Source organism: Anaerotignum faecicola (genome assembly GCF_003865035.1).
Lineage (GTDB): Bacteria > Bacillota > Clostridia > Lachnospirales > Anaerotignaceae > Anaerotignum_A > Anaerotignum_A faecicola.
The window spans coordinates 522,831-538,200 of the sequence record NZ_BHVZ01000001.1 but is presented as its reverse complement, the minus strand read 5'-3'; the positions used below and the strand labels follow the sequence as shown (position 1 = coordinate 538,200).

At 47.9% G+C, this 15,370-nt stretch carries 12 protein-coding genes; 10 read left to right on the top strand and 2 right to left on the bottom strand.

Annotated elements, in window-relative coordinates; all coding sequences use genetic code 11:
• Positions 1 to 59: 59 nt before the first annotated feature.
• Positions 60 to 536, top strand: coding sequence for a pyridoxamine 5'-phosphate oxidase family protein (locus tag EJE48_RS02525; RefSeq protein WP_124984270.1), 477 nt, complete (start codon positions 60 to 62; stop codon positions 534 to 536).
• Between the two features lie 118 nt (positions 537 to 654).
• Positions 655 to 1,983 (top strand): DUF2812 domain-containing protein, encoded by a 1,329-nt coding sequence (locus EJE48_RS02520; RefSeq protein WP_160117299.1) that lies wholly within the window; start codon positions 655 to 657, stop codon positions 1,981 to 1,983.
• Between the two features lie 78 nt (positions 1,984 to 2,061).
• Here EJE48_RS02520 and mscL read toward each other — a convergent pair whose 3' ends face one another.
• Positions 2,062 to 2,514: a large conductance mechanosensitive channel protein MscL gene (gene mscL, locus EJE48_RS02515; protein ID WP_207667367.1), complete on the bottom strand. Its 453-nt coding sequence runs from the start codon at positions 2,512 to 2,514 to the stop codon at positions 2,062 to 2,064.
• 426 nt (positions 2,515 to 2,940) lie between these two features.
• On the opposite strand from mscL, the gene mgtE reads away from it, so the two are divergent.
• On the top strand, positions 2,941 to 4,305 hold the full coding sequence (gene mgtE, locus EJE48_RS02510; RefSeq protein WP_243107946.1) for a magnesium transporter: 1,365 nt from the start codon (positions 2,941 to 2,943) through the stop codon (positions 4,303 to 4,305).
• 135 nt (positions 4,306 to 4,440) lie between these two features.
• Positions 4,441 to 6,090 carry a S16 family serine protease gene (locus EJE48_RS02505; protein ID WP_243107945.1) on the top strand — a complete coding sequence of 550 codons (1,650 nt, stop codon included), beginning with the start codon at positions 4,441 to 4,443 and terminating at the stop codon, positions 6,088 to 6,090.
• A 60-nt stretch (positions 6,091 to 6,150) separates the two neighbouring features.
• On the opposite strand, the gene EJE48_RS02500 is transcribed toward EJE48_RS02505, so the two are convergent.
• A complete protein-coding gene (locus tag EJE48_RS02500) occupies positions 6,151 to 6,603 on the bottom strand; it encodes a DUF2798 domain-containing protein (RefSeq protein ID WP_118579756.1) in 453 nt (150 codons plus the stop codon).
• Positions 6,604 to 6,900: 297 nt separating this feature from the next.
• On the opposite strand from EJE48_RS02500, the gene lon reads away from it, so the two are divergent.
• From lon to EJE48_RS02470, 6 genes are all read left to right on the top strand, one after another.
• Entirely contained in the window at positions 6,901 to 9,237 is a 2,337-nt protein-coding gene (gene lon / locus EJE48_RS02495) for an endopeptidase La (protein ID WP_118579753.1), read from the top strand.
• The gene (yihA, locus tag EJE48_RS02490; RefSeq protein ID WP_118579750.1) at positions 9,234 to 9,860 is read left to right on the top strand and encodes a ribosome biogenesis GTP-binding protein YihA/YsxC; all 627 of its coding nucleotides are present in this window, start codon (positions 9,234 to 9,236) and stop codon (positions 9,858 to 9,860) included. Before lon ends, yihA begins: the two co-directional genes overlap by 4 nt.
• Before the next feature lie 158 nt (positions 9,861 to 10,018).
• On the top strand, positions 10,019 to 10,618 hold the full coding sequence (locus tag EJE48_RS02485; RefSeq protein ID WP_118579747.1) for a hypothetical protein: 600 nt from the start codon (positions 10,019 to 10,021) through the stop codon (positions 10,616 to 10,618).
• A 751-nt stretch (positions 10,619 to 11,369) separates the two neighbouring features.
• Complete coding sequence (locus tag EJE48_RS02480) at positions 11,370 to 12,767, top strand: alanine/glycine:cation symporter family protein (RefSeq protein ID WP_016406563.1); 1,398 nt, start codon at positions 11,370 to 11,372, stop codon at positions 12,765 to 12,767.
• A 107-nt stretch (positions 12,768 to 12,874) separates the two neighbouring features.
• Positions 12,875 to 14,041, top strand: a complete 1,167-nt coding sequence (locus EJE48_RS02475; RefSeq protein ID WP_016406562.1) for an alanyl-tRNA editing protein — start codon at positions 12,875 to 12,877, stop codon at positions 14,039 to 14,041.
• Positions 14,042 to 14,125: 84 nt separating this feature from the next.
• Positions 14,126 to 15,370, top strand: coding sequence for an aminopeptidase P family protein (locus tag EJE48_RS02470; protein WP_016406561.1), 1,245 nt, complete (start codon positions 14,126 to 14,128; stop codon positions 15,368 to 15,370).

Sequence of the window (15,370 nt, the reverse complement as noted above, 5' to 3'; positions counted from 1 at the left end):
GCAAAGCCGCCCGAGGGGATTCCTTCGGGCTTTTTAAGTATATAAAGGAGGAGAAGAAGATGTTCAGACCAATGAGAAGAAGTAAGCAGGCGCTTTCCGCGCAGGAAACGAAGGCACTGCTTTCCACAGAAAAAAGGGGAATTCTTGCGGTGAATGGGGATGAGGGCTACCCCTTTGCGATTCCTGTCAATTATTATTATGACGACGCGCAGGGAAAAATTTTTATCCATGGCGGCAAGGCAGGGCATAAGGTGGATGCGCTGAAAAGGGACGATAAGGTCTGCTTTACCGTTTATGGCAACGAAGCCTTTGAAGAAGGGGATTGGGCACCCTATCTGCACAGCGTGATTGTGTTCGGCAGATGTAAGCTGGTTGCAGACGCGGGGCAGACGGAGGATAGAGTGCGAGAGCTGGCACTGAAATATTACCCCACAAAAGAGGAGGCTGAAGCGGAAATCGTAAAGGGTATCCATGCGGTGCAGCTTTACGAGATTACGATTGAACACATGACGGGTAAGCGCATACACGAAAAATAAGGAATAGGGAGCAGGGAAAAAAGGGAGAATGAAAAATTTTCTCTTTTTTCTGCCATTTCTTACAATTTTCTTACGATTCAGGGAAAGGACTTCCTTGTTGGACAAAAGTATGGTATATATGAAACAGAAGATTCCGACAAAGAAGGAAGGGACGGAAATCGTAAGGGGGGACAGATGCATGAGCAGGGATGATAGGCGCATTAAAAAATGGAGATCCGCAGGAACATTGGGCGAGCTTTATCTGAAGGAGATGGCAGAGCAGGGCTTGCTTTTGGAGGACATGACACATCTGAAATACATCTTTCGTGAGGACGAGCCGCAGCACCTGCGCTACCGTATCGAGGAGCTGGAGCATGTGCCGACGGACGAGGAACGGGCGGAATATGCGAAGGATGGCTGGCAGGAGGTCTGCCATTATGAGTTGGATTATGTTTTTGCAAAGGAATGCAGTGCGGATGAGCCGGAGGTGTCGCAGGAAGCGGTGCTGCGGGATTTAGATAAAAAAATAGAGAAGGAGAAAGGGAGTATCCGCGAAACAAAGATTGGGCTTTTGATTGCTCTGGTTATTTTGGCTGTGTGCGTCTTCAGCATGGGAAGGGCGGCACTGAGCGGAGATACGCTTCTGATTGCACTGAGATTCTTTGGACCAACTGCTCTGATTGCTTTTGCAGGCGGCTATTGGGAGATACGCAAGCTGCGGCGGAAAAAGGAACGGGTCGAGGATGGTGATATCCCCGATGAATATACAAACTGGCGAAAGGATCGCGTGATAAAAGCGTTTCTGGCTCTGATGGGCGTTGCTCTTGTTGTCGGCGGAATCTATTACGGCGGCAACTTTAACGATAAAACCTTTGACCTGCCGAAGAAAAGCACATACGCCAATCTGCCTGCGGTGCGTCTGGAAAGCCTGATAGATGAACCCCTGACCCGATGCGGCGAAAGCGTTGACCCTGCGCAGGAGGGACTTCACATGAGTGCCAATCAGTTTGATGGGATGATGTATCAGACGATAAAGCGGATGGGGGGACTTTATAACTATGGCGTGGAGCATCGCTTTGAGCTGCGGACAAAACGGGATTTGCAAACCAAGCAGTATATGCGGAACGCAGAAGGAGCAGAATGGCATCTGAATACGCGCTATACCTGCTTCCGCCGAGAACGGGATGCCGAAAAGCAATATGATAAGAATATCGAGAATGAAAGGCTGACCGAAGAAAGATGGCAGGAGAGGGGGCATGAGTTTCCTGCCTCCGAGGAAATTTCCGCGGAATATCCTGCGTTTTCCCGGCTGCATGTCTGCCGCACGGAGTGGAGCGAATCGGTTTCCTATCATGTGCTTTGCAGCGACGGCGAAAAGTTGATGGAGCTGGATTATATAGGACGGGAGACTGACCCCGAACAGCTTCTGGCAGAGGTAGAAAAGGTCTTTGCCGCGCAGGAAGGCTGAAGCAAAAAAACAGAAAAAGATAAAATAAAAAAGCGAAATCCTTGTAAAAATGAGGACTTCGCTTTTGTTTTTTGGAAATCAACCCTCCAGCTGAGAGGTGCAGTGAGGACATCTGGTTGCCTCAATCGCAATTTCGGATTTGCAGAAGGGACAGACCTTCGTTGTAGGTGCTTCTTCCACGGGAGCGGCAGGACGTTTCAGCTTCACCAGCACCTTCAGCGCCGCAAAGATGACGATTGCCACAATCAGAAAATCAAGCACCTGTGTGAGAAAGGAGCCGTATGCGATGGTTGCGGTTGCCGCTTGTGCATCTGCAAGGGTGGCATAATGATTGCCGTCCAGAGGCAGATAAAGTTGGCTGAAATCTGCGCCGCCTGTTAGCTTGCCGATGATGGGCATAATCAAATCATTGACAAAAGAAGTAACGATTTTGCCGAATGCGCCGCCGATGATTACGCCGACAGCCATATCTACCACATTGCCCTTTATGGCAAATTCCTTAAATTCCTGAATGGTTTCCTTCAAAGCCATAAAAATTCCTCCTATGCTTTTTTGGGGTTTTTCCTGTATTTTTTGCAAAATTTGCTTTTTTTCAACCATAGTATAACAAAAAAATCAATTTCATCCAACACAATTCAAAAACTTTTGATAAATTTTTGTAAAGAGTGTTGACGCAAAAATTATCAAGGCATATACTGGATATAGTGAGTGAAAAATCGTACAGTCAAAGCGAGGTGAACGAAATGGACGGCAGTCATAGTAAAGATACCATTCCTTTAGAGCCTGAGGGCTATCGACGATCTGAGAAAAATTTTACCGTGTATTTCGGTCAGCTTTTTTGGATACAACAGAGTTGACTGTGGTTTTTTATGCCCTTTTTTGAATGAATGCACGGTATGCGGAGAAACTTTTTTTGAAAGGCATACGGTGCTTTTTATTTGAATTTGGGGTGAAAAAATGAGTGACATGAATGAAGAAATGCAGATTCTGTTTGATAATTATACGGCCTTGATGGACGGTGGACAGTATTTGCAGCTAAAGCAGGAATTAAATGAGGAACAGCCTGCCAATATTGCGGAATATTTTGAGGAACTGACGGCGGAAAAGCAGCTTTTTATCTTCCGTCTGCTCTCGAAGGATGTTGCGGCAGAGGTGTTCTCCTATATGGATAATGATACACAGGAGCATATTGTGCAGTCCATTACCGACCGAGAGGTGCGCAATATCGTGGACGAAATGTTTCTGGATGATACGGTGGACTTTCTGGAGGAAGCCCCTGCCAATCTGGTCAAAAAGGTGCTGCGGAATACCGATGCCGGCACAAGACAGCTAATCAACCGTTTTCTGAATTATCCCGAAAATTCCGCAGGCAGCCTGATGACAATCGAATTTGTGCGCCTGCGTGCCAATATGACTGTTACAAAGGCGCTGAGCGAAATCAAGCGCGTTGGGATGGATAAGGAAACCATCTATACCTGCTATGTGACGGATGCACAGCGAAAGCTGTTGGGGGTTATTCCTCTGAGAACCCTGATTTGTGCGGAGGATGACAGTCTGGTTGGGGATCTGATGGAGGATGACGTTATTTCCGTACACACATTGGATGACCAGGAGGAGGTTGCAAATATCTTCAAGAAATATAACTGGATGGCACTGCCCGTAACGGATACGGAGGGCAGACTGGTCGGCATCATCACGGTCGATGATATCGTGGACGTTATCGAGCAGGAAACCACAGAAGATATGGAACTGATGAATGCTGTCCTGCCTTCGGATGACGAATACCTAAAAATGAGCGTATTCGCACTGGTGAAGAATCGTATTCCGTGGCTTTGCGTGCTGATGATTTCCGGTACGCTGAGTGCCTTTGTTATCGGGATGTATCAAAGCCTTCTGGATTCGGTTGTTATGCTTTCTAGCTTTATGACAATCATCACCGGTACGGGCGGTAACGCCGGTTCGCAGGCCTCTGCCATGGTTATTCGTGGTCTGGCGCTGGGTGATATTCAGATGCGTGATACGTTTAAGGTTGTATTCAAGGAGCTGCGCGTTGGTATCCTCTGTGGTCTGATTCTGGCGATGGTCAATATGATTCGTATGACCTTTTTCGACCATTCGACCCCGTTTAATATTGACCTGACGGTTTCCCTCAGTATGGGTGTTGCGGTTGTTCTGGCGAAAACACTGGGTTGTATCCTGCCTATTCTGGCAAAGGCAGTCAAGCTTGACCCTGCGATGATGGCGGGCCCCTTGATTTCTACGGTTGTGGATGCGATTGCACTGGTGGTTTATTTCAGCATTGCAACGGTGTTGGTGCTGTAAGGAGAAGAAAGAAGATAAAAAGGATAAAAACAAAAAACGGTGTCACAAGCTTGTTATGTGATGCCGTTTTTTATGCGGATAATTCTCCCTCATTGAGAGATACTATTTCCAAGAATGGAAAAAGGAGATGGGAGCTTGGAATGGAATCTTTTGGCAGGGGCGCAGCTTTTGTTTTTCGGGCTGGGCGCATGGTACTTTTGGAGGAGCAGCCGCAGAAAAGGTGCAGGAGAGGGCTTGCGGTGCGAGGATAATATTGTAGAGATGGATAAGCTGATGGCAATGGAGGAAACAAAGCTGACAGAACCATTAGCGGAGCAGACCAGACCGCGGACGCTGGAAGAAATCATCGGGCAGGAAAACGGCATCAAGGCATTGCGCGCAGCACTCTGCGGCCCCAATCCGCAGCATATTCTGATTTACGGCCCTCCCGGCGTGGGGAAAACGGCGGCAGCAAGGCTGATTCTGGAGGAAGCGAAGAAAAGGGAAGGTTCCCCCTTCGGCGCAGGTGCAAGGTTTGTGGAGATTGATGCAACCACATTGCAGTTTGATGAACGCAACATTGCAGACCCCTTGCTTGGCTCTGTGCATGATCCGATTTATCAGGGCGCAGGGGCATTTGGCAATGCGGGGATTCCCAGACCGCGCCCGGGGGCAGTCTGCGAAGCGCACGGCGGCGTGCTGTTTATTGATGAAATCGGGGAACTGCATCCGGTGCAGATGAATAAGCTTTTGAAGGTACTGGAGGACAGGGTGGCACACTTTCAGAGCAGCTATTACAGCAGCAGCAACAAAAGCATTCCGCCCTATATCCATCAGATTTTTCGGAAGGGGATGCCTGCGGATTTTCGGCTGATTGGAGCGACCACACGCAGTCCGCAGGAAATTCCCGAAGCATTGCGTTCCCGGTGTACGGAAATCTTTTTTGAGCCGTTGGACAGAACCGCGGTGGAAAAAATTGCAGAAAACAGCCTGCGGCGTGCGGGCGTTTCCTATGAGGAGGGGCTTTGCGGCAGGATTGCGGCGTATGCAGGCGGTGGCAGAGATGCGGTGAATCTTGTGCAGTCGCTGACCTCACTGGCGTGGATGGAGGGAAAAAAGAAGATTACGGCAAGGGAACTGGAATGGGCGGCAGAGGCGGGCAGATATCAGCCGCTGTATCGGCAGAAAATCGCGAAGCAGCCACAGGTTGGTGTGGTAAATGGCTTGGGAGTGCAGGGCAATGGCCGAGGGACGCTGCTTTCCGTAGAAGCGGTGGTGCGGAAGGGCGGCAATGGCTTAACGGTGACGGGCATCGTAGAGGAGGAAGAGCTGAAAAACGGGCAGGGAACGGCGAAACGCAAGAGCAATGCCCGTTCTGCGGCGGAGAATGTGCTTACACTGCTGGAACAGTTCGGCTTTTCTGCGCAGGATTTCCATGTGCATCTGAATTTCCCCGGAGGGGTTCCTGTGGATGGGCCCTCCGCAGGGGTAGCAATGTTTCTTGCAATTTATTCCGCTTTTACGGAAATACCTGTAGCCCATACCCTTGCGCTGACGGGGGAAATCGGTCTGCATGGACAGGTGCTTCCTGTTGGCGGCGTGGAGCAGAAGCTTGCGGCGGCAAAGGAGGCAGGTGCAACGAAGGTCTTGATTCCGAAACAGAATTGGAAGGAAAGCTATCACAATTTGGGAATAGAGGTCATTTCTGTTGCAACAGTGCAGGAGCTGCTCAGTGCGGCGTTTCTTTCTGAGGGCGCGGCACTTTCGGAAGGAATTGATTTTTTGCAGGAAAAGGAAATCGGGTAAAAATGAAATGCAAAAGCTCCGCGCGGGAGAAGGTTCTGCGTGGAGCTTTTTTGAAACGAATTATTCGGTTTCTCTGAAAATGGTACGGAAAATCAATCGCACGAGGGGACCGCAGTAAAACAGCTGATAGCAGATAGCCATGGGGAAGTTGCGTGCCCATGTCTGTACCCATGTGCAGAAATCAGGTTTGTTGAAAAGCACTGTGGCAATCAGACTCATCACAGGGCACATGATACAGCAGATGCAGATAGAGATTGCAAAGGTAATCAGCTGTGGTCTGTCATCGGGGCGCATTACCTGAAAGGCAAGAGCCGTTGCAAGTTTGCCGACGATAAAAAATTCCAGCACAAAGGCAATCGGGAACATGATTGGCATTTCATGCAGTGCGGCAAGAAATGTCATGGTGGAAACACCGTCTGTATTCCATGCAACATTGTACACAATCATACCGTATACCATTACGGCTGCCATGATGGCGGTGAAAACAGCGTCTTGAAATTTGTTTTTTGGCATAAAAAATCCTCCTGAATCATAACTTTATGTGTTGTTCGTTATCATCCGGAGGGAGTGTGCGTTTCCAATTTATTACCATATCTTATTAGTATCTTTGATAGTATATCATATTTTTATGAGTAATACAAGAAAAATCAGGGATTTTATTTTTCGACAGAAAGCTGGGATTTGACCGCAGGAGAGATTTATTGTATACTATTTAGTTAAGGCGAAGCCTTGATTTTTTTGGGGATTTTCGCCGAATGAATACAAAAAATAAAGCTTTTTATAAGGATTTTGATATACGAGGTGAAAAGAATGGAGAAGAAACAAGCGATTCTTGTGCCGATGATTGCACTGCGAGGCATGAGCATTTTCCCAGGAATGGCAATCAGCTTTCCGGCAGGCAGACAGAAATCTCTGGATGCGCTGCAGGCGGCAGAAGAAAACGGAAAGGAAATTTTTCTGGTAACGCAGAAAGACCCTGTTATTCCTGATCCTTCCAGAAATGATTTATATGACATCGGCGTTCTGGCAGAGGTGAAGCAGGTGCTGAAGCTGCCCGGCAATCTGACACATGTTGTGGTGGAGGGGAAAAACCGCGGCAGACTTTTGAATATCCATGTGAAAAACTGCGATTATGCCGAAATTACGACCATTGCGCAGGATTTTGAGGAAGAGCCCAGCGAGCAGGAGCAGGCAATTATGAAAATTGCGGTGGAGGAATATGATAATTATCTGAAGCTGGCGAATAATACTGCCGCACTGGATCTGATGGGCAATGTGGTAGCGGCGAAAAGACCCGGTGCGCTTGCGGATGTCATTGCCGCAGGGATGGAGCTCGCCTACAACAGAAAGCAGGAATTTCTGGAGCGGCTGAATCCCTATGAACGTCTGGAAATGGTGATTACTACCATGCAGCACGAGTGTCAGGTTTTGCAAATCAAGCGCGAAATCGAAAACAAAACAAAGCAGAGAATCGACAAGAACCAGAGGGAATATTATCTCCGCGAGGAAATGAAGGTAATTCAGGAGGAATTGGGTGACAAGGACGGCGTTGGCGCAGATGCGGCGAAATACCGCACACAGCTGGATGAAAAAAATCCCCCTGCGCATGTTCGGGATACGATTGAAAAGGAAATCGACCGCATGCTCAAGATTCCCGTAACCTCTCCCGAATCGAATGTTTCCAGAACCTATATCGAAACCCTGCTTTCCCTGCCATGGACAGAAACGACAGAGGAATCCTTTGATTTAGCGGAAGCAGAAAAAATTCTGGATGAGGATCATTACGGTATGAAAAAGGTGAAGGAGCGTATTCTGGAATACCTTGCTGTCCGCAAAAATGCACCGGAGGAGCATGCAACCATCCTTTGTCTGGTCGGTCCTCCCGGGGTCGGGAAAACCTCAATCGCGCGTTCCGTTGCGAAGGCACTCAACCGTAACTATGTGCGGATGTCCTTGGGCGGCGTGAAGGATGAAGCGGAAATCCGCGGACACAGAAAGACCTATATCGGCGCAATGCCCGGACGCATCATCAATGCCATGAAGCAGGCAGGCACCATCAATCCGCTGATGCTTCTGGACGAGGTGGACAAGCTTGGTGTTTCCTATAATGGCGACCCTGCGGCGGCATTGCTTGAGGTTCTGGATGGCGAGCAGAACAGCACCTTCCGTGACCATTTTGTAGAGCTGCCGTATGATTTATCGAAGGTATTGTTTATGTGTACGGCAAATAGTCTGGATACCATTCCGGGGCCTCTGTGCGACAGAATGGAGATAATAGAGCTTTCCAGCTATACCGCGCAGGAAAAGCTGCACATCGCAGAGGAGCATTTGCTTGAAAAGCAGAGAAAACGCCATGGACTGACCGCAAAGCAGCTGAAAATAAAAGCGGATGCCATGGAGGAAATCATCGACGGCTATACCAGAGAAGCGGGCGTGCGTCAGCTGGAACGCACCATTGGCGAGGTTTGCCGTAAGGCGGTGAAGATGATTCTTTCGGGCGAAAGAAAATCCTTGACGGTTACGAAGAAAAATCTGGAGGATATTTTAGGCACAAGAAAATTCATGCCGGATACGATTTACAAAGAGCCGCAGGTCGGCATTGTGCGTGGTCTGGCATGGACAAGAGTCGGCGGCACAACGCTTTCCGTTGAGGTAAACTGCATGCCAGGGGAAGGCAAATTCCGCGTGACGGGCAATCTGGGAAAGGTGATGACGGAATCTGCGGAAGCGGCTGTCAGCTACATTCGCTCTCAGAATGAACGCTTTCAGCTGGAGCCTGATTTTTACAAGAAGAAGGACATACATATCCACATTCCTGAGGGGGCAACGCCCAAGGATGGGCCCTCCGCAGGCGTAACGATGGCAACGGCAATCATTTCCGCACTGACGGGAAGAAGGGTGCGCAATGATGTTGCCATGACAGGGGAAATTACGATTCGTGGCAGAGTGCTGCCCATTGGCGGTTTACAGGAAAAGGTGCTTGCGGCGAAAAAGGTCGGTATTAAAACCGTGATTTTGCCCAAGGAAAATGAAAAGGACTTAGATGAAATTATGGACGAAATCAAGGACGGGATGCAGTTCGTTCTGGCGGAAACCATGGAGGATGTATTGCAGACGGCATTGGTGAAGGGAGAAAAAGACGCATGAAGGTAAAGCAATGTGATTTGAAATATATCGGGACGAATTTTTCGCATTATCCTATGGATGGCAAGCCTGAGATTGCCTTCGCTGGAAAATCCAATGTTGGAAAATCTACTCTCATCAATGCGATTCTGGGCAGAAAGGCACTGGCAAGAACCAGCTCTCAGCCCGGAAAAACACGCACCATCAATTTTTACGGTGTGAATGATATGATGTATGTGGTTGACCTGCCGGGCTATGGCTATGCGAAGGTGCCGAAATCCGAGGTGGCAAAATGGGGACAGATGATGGAGGAGTATCTGACACGCAGAGAGGAGCTACGCGCGATTATCTTGCTGATTGATATTCGCCACGAGCCGGGGAAAAACGATATTATGATGTATGACTGGCTGAAGCATTTCGGCTTTGATATCATCATTGCGGCAACAAAATCCGATAAGCTGAACCGCAGCCAGATTCCAAAGCAGCTTGCGGTGATTCGGAAAACGCTGAAATTACAGCCGCAGGATGTGCTGATTCCCTTCTCCGGCGAGAAGAAAACGGGCGTGGAGGAGCTTTGGGCGGAGATTGAGAAATTCCTCCCCGGCGGCGAAAAGGCAGCGGAATTTGAAGCGGAAGCAGAAGAATAAGGTGGTTATAGAAAAAGAGTCGCTTGCGATTCTTTTTTTATTGCGAAAATATTCTGCGATTCTTTAAGAAACCTTAAACATTGCTGAAAGAAAGTCTAAAACTTCTCTGCTATGATAGATGCAGATGAAGAAAGAACAAGCAATAGGAGGCGTTTTTTATGACCAATCAAAAGAATCGTTTTTTCACACTGGTATTTTCCTGCTGCCCGGGGGCAGGGGAGATGTACATGGGGCTGTATCGGCAGGGAGTCAGCCTGATGGGGTTGTTTTTTGGTACGATTGCCTTAGCGGCATGGCTGGGCTTTGAGGAATTGATCTTCTTTATCTGCCCGATTGTATGGTGCTACAGCTTTTTTCACACGCATAACCTGCGGCGCATGACGGAAGAGGAATTTGCGACAGTTGAAGACAGATTTATTTTTGCGGATTATGTAAATTTGGACAGAGACTGGAAATGCAGTCCCAAGCACCGCCGCGTGTTCGGCTTTGTATTGCTCCTGATTGCCCTTTCCGAGCTGTGGAAGCAGGCAATGTACTTGATGGAGCGGTTTTTCTATATCCCCGATTTCGCATGGGCACTTAGCCATACGATTCCGCAGATTGTGGTTGCCGTTGTAATTCTGGTTGTGGCACTGCGCCTGATGCGTGAGCCGAAGGATGAGGAAACCGAAGATACAGATACAGATGAGGAAGCAGAAGAAGCGGATGAGCAGGAAATCGCAGAAGCCATTGTGGAAGAAGAAAACAAAGAGCTGTAAGCATAGCACCTATAAAAGCGGAGGAAACCTCAAAAAAGGGTTTCTTCCGTTTTTTAATACAATCTGAACGGGCGCAGATGGCATATTTCTCGCGGAAAACGAATAAATTCCAAGTATACCGAAGCAGAAACACTTCGGACAGCATTCCGATATTTTCAAAAAAGGAGGGAAAGGAAATGGAGACGTTTCATAAGTGCGCCATCAATGACTTTGCATGGCGTTCCGGAGCCTGATTGGATTATTGGAGCTTGGGTCGAAAGAGAGGCGTATATAGCGGGAATAGGAGTGCTCTGTTTTTTGCATACAGTGTTAAGAAAACGTAAAAAATTTTTGTGCAATATAACAATATCGGTAAAATGTGAATTTTGTCGTTGCTTTTATAAAAACATCGGAAAATGTTGATTTCTCAATGTTTAAATGGATTTCTGTTTATCCGCTGAACGAAATAAATTCACGTTTTCTTAACGGACAGATGTCTTTTTGTTGATGTCGAAGTGCATAAAAAACAGATAAAATCAACAGTTTTAATAGATATAACATATAAAAAGTTATGTTAAAAATGGAAAAAAATTGAAAATTATCAAAAAATATCTTGCGTTATAGTCATTTTTTATGTATCATATAGGTGTGTTCCGAATGGAATGATGTATGAGTATTTTTGAAAAACAGAAACGCGCGCAACTCTGATTTCGATGCTGATGCAAAAAAAGGAAGATCATCTTTTTTAAAAGAAAAGAGGAGGGAAGTAGGTATGTTAGAAACTTTTAACGCTTTTGTAACAAAAATCAATGGCTTTGTGTGGGGGCCTGTCATGCTGATCCTGTTGGTAGGTACACACGTTTATCTGACATTCAGAACAAGAATCATTCAGAGAAAAACCATTACAGCGATTAAGCTTTCCGTTACACCGGATTCGGAGGCAAGCGGTGACGTATCGGGCTTCGGTGCGCTGGCAACAGCACTTGCGGCTACCATCGGTACCGGTAATATCGTAGGTGTTGCAACTGCAATCGGCGCAGGCGGCCCCGGTGCTGTATTCTGGATGTGGCTTACAGGTCTGTTTGGTATGGCAACAAAATTCGGTGAAGCAACACTGGCGGTAAAATATCGTGTAAAAGCAAAAGACGGTTCCTTCATCGGTGGTCCCATGTACGCTCTGGAAAGAGGTATGGGTCAGAAGTGGCTGGGCGTTCTCTTTGCAATCCTTACAGGTATTGCCTGCTTCGGCATTGGTAATATGACACAGGGCAACTCTATCGCAGAATCCGTAAGCGGTACATTTGGTGTTCCAAAGGTTATCACAGGTATTATTTTAATGATTGCTACAGGTCTGGTAATTCTGGGCGGCGTTAAGTCCATCTCCAAAGTATGTGAAAAGCTGATTCCCCTGATGGCTGGTCTGTATATCTTAGGTTGTCTGGTTATTTGTGTCATCAATGGCGCATATATTCCGGCAGCATTCTCCGCAATTATTCATGGCGCATTCAATCCTCAGGCAGTCGGCGGCGGCTTTGTTGGTGCAACGGTAGTAGCGTGTATCCGTGCCGGTGTATCTCGTGGTCTGTTCACAAATGAATCTGGTCTGGGTTCTGCTCCTATCGTAGACGCATGTGCAGCAACAAGAAATACCTCCAGACAGGCGCTGATTTCCATGTCTGGCGTATTTTGGGATACAATCGTAGTTTGCTTGATGACAGGTCTGGTTCTGGTATCCTCCATCATTAAAGACCCCGTAGGTATGGAAGGTTTGAAGGGCGCACAGATGACAGCAGGTGCTTTCAATGCAATCCCTGTTATCGGGCCTGCAGTTCTGACATTCGGTCTGATTACATTCGCATGGTCCACCATCCTTGGTTGGGCTTACTACGGCGAACGTGCATGGGTATATCTGGTAGGCGTAGAGGCAATTAAGCCTTTCCGTGTTGCATGGACAATCGTTGTACTGGTTGGCTGCTCCGCGACTCTGGAAGTTGTTTGGAACGTAGCCGATACATTGAACGCATGTATGGCATTCCCGAACCTGATTGCACTGCTCGGTCTGAGCGGCGTAATCGCTTCCGAAACGAAGAAATATGTTTGGGATAAGGACGCTGAAATGGGCGGTCTGATGAAATGGATGGACGATGTTGCTCCTTCCGTTGACAAATAATTTCATATTTGACGATAGGCGGTGTGTCAGCAGACACACCGCTTTTTCTTTTGTCTGAAATATGCTATACTTTATCTGTAGGATTTCAGAAAAACGGAGGAAAAACCATGACCGAGAAATTATATTATAGAGATGCCTATGCAACAAAATTCACCGCAAGAGTACTGGACTGTACAGAAGAAAAGAAGCATTGGACAGTCATACTGAACAGAACGCTTTTCTATCCTGAGGGAGGCGGACAGCCTGCGGATATCGGTGTTCTGGGAGGTGTGCGTGTATTGGATGTGCATGAAAGAGGTGAGGACATTGTTCATACAACAGATAAGCCGCTGCCTGTCGGTGCAGAGGTGGAAGGTGAGATTGATTGGGAGCATCGCTTTGATTTGATGCAGAACCATTCGGGGGAACATATTCTCAGCGGTGTCATCTGCGGCAGATATGGCTGTGACAATGTCGGCTTTCACATGGGAAAGGAAAGCATTACGATTGATTTGAATACCAAAATTCCTGCGGAGGATTTGCCTTATTTAGAGGAAAAAGCAAACGAGGCCATCTGGAAAAATGTGCCCGTCGGGATTCGCTATCCTTCAAAGGAGGAGCTGGCGAAGCTGGAATATCGCAGCAAAAAGGAACTGGAAGGACAGGTGCGCATTGTGAATGTGGGCGAGTATGACTGCTGCGCCTGCTGTGGAACACATGTAAAGCTGGCAGGCGAAATCGGGCAGATTAAGATTATCGGCGCGCAGAATTATAAGGGCGGCACACGCTTGGAACTGCTTTGCGGCAAGCGTGCATTGCAGGAGTTCCGTAAGAAAAACGACGTTTCCGCAGAGGTTGGCAGGTTGCTTTCTGTGCCTGCGGTTAAGGCAGACAGCGCAGTGAAAAATGTTCTGGCGGAGCGGGATGAGCTGTTGCAGAATCTGAATCAGTTAAAATGGAAATACTTCACGCTCAAGGCGGAACAGGTGCCCGAAGGAACGGAAAATATCCTGTTTTTCGGCGAGGGCTTGAACAGTAAGGATTTGACGCATTTTGCGGATTTGCTTTTGCAGAAGGGCGCAAAGCGTGCGGCGGTATTTTCCAAGGCAGACGAGGGCTATGTCTTTGTTCTCTTGAGTGCGGAGAAGGACGCACGCGCCTATACCGATGAAATGAAGGAGCCCTTCGGCTGTAAGGGCGGCGGCAAGCCTGATGCGGTGCAGGGCAGGGTTGCAGCAGAGAAAAAAGCGTTGAAGAATTTTTTTGCAGACAAGGAATTTTTGATTGCGGAATAAAAAATTTAGAAAAACCCCTCAGATGCTGTAAGGATTTTTCGGAAAAAAGAGACGATTTCGGATAGAAGGGAACGGTGAGAAAAAATGAACGAAATCTGGAAAAAGAACAGAGAAAAGCTGCTTGCACGGATGGAAATGTTTTCGGCGGCAGTGCTGTTTGCAGGGAAAGCACCCATCAAAAGAGGGGACGAGAATTACCCCTTTTCTCCCGATCGCAATTTTTATTATGTAACGGGCATTGAACGGGAGGACTGCATCCTTTTTCTGGCGAAAACCAGAACGGGCGTGGAGGAAACCTTGTATATCCCCAGAGATAACGGCGTTATGGCAAAATGGGTCGGCGCAAACATGACGGCAGAGGAGGCGACCGCGGTAAGCGGTATTGAAAATATCGGTTGGATTGATGCCTTTGAGGAGGATTTCGCCACATATTTATTCAGAAGCGGCATTAAGAAAATCTGGCTTGATATGGAAAACAGAGAATGGCACGGGGAACGTACCCCTGCTTTGCGGTTTGCGGAGAAGGTACACTGCCATGCACCGCAGATGGTCATTGGGGATTTGTATCCTCTGTTCAGCGATATGCGTCTGATTAAGGAAGAATGGGAGCTGGAGCGGATGCGGAAAGCCATGGATATTACCCGTCTGGGGATTGAAGCCATGATGCGGACGGCAAAGCCCAATCAGAAGGAATATGAAATTGAAGCGGCGTATGATTATACGCTGATGGTGAATGGCGCAAGAGAAAAGGCGTTCCGCACCATTGCGGCAGGCGGCAAGCGCGGGACGATTCTGCATTATGTGGAAAATAATCAGACCGTTGCCGATGGCGAGCTGATTCTGATTGACGCAGGTGCGCAGTGGCAGTGGTATAACGGGGATATTTCCCGCACCTTCCCCGTCAACGGCAAATTTACGGAGCGGCAGAAGCTGGTCTACAATATCGTTCTGGAGGGACAGCGGAGAGTCATTGATGCCATTCGTCCCGGTGTGCAGTTCAGTAGTCTGAATGAATTGCTGAAGGAATATTATTTTACGGCATTAAAGGAAATCGGCTTGGTGGAAACCAGAGAGGATGTAGCGAAATATTATTACCATGGCGTGAGCCATTACCTTGGTGCGGAAACGCATGATATCGGCAGATACGGCGACCGTGTACTGGAGCCGGGCATGGTGCTGACGGTAGAGCCCGGACTGTATATCGAGGAATGGGAAATCGGGATTCGGATTGAGGATGATGTTCTGGTGACTGCGGAGGGCAATGAGGTGATGACTGCCGCTATGCTGAAAACAGTGGACGAGATCGAAGCCTTTATGGCGAAGGAATAA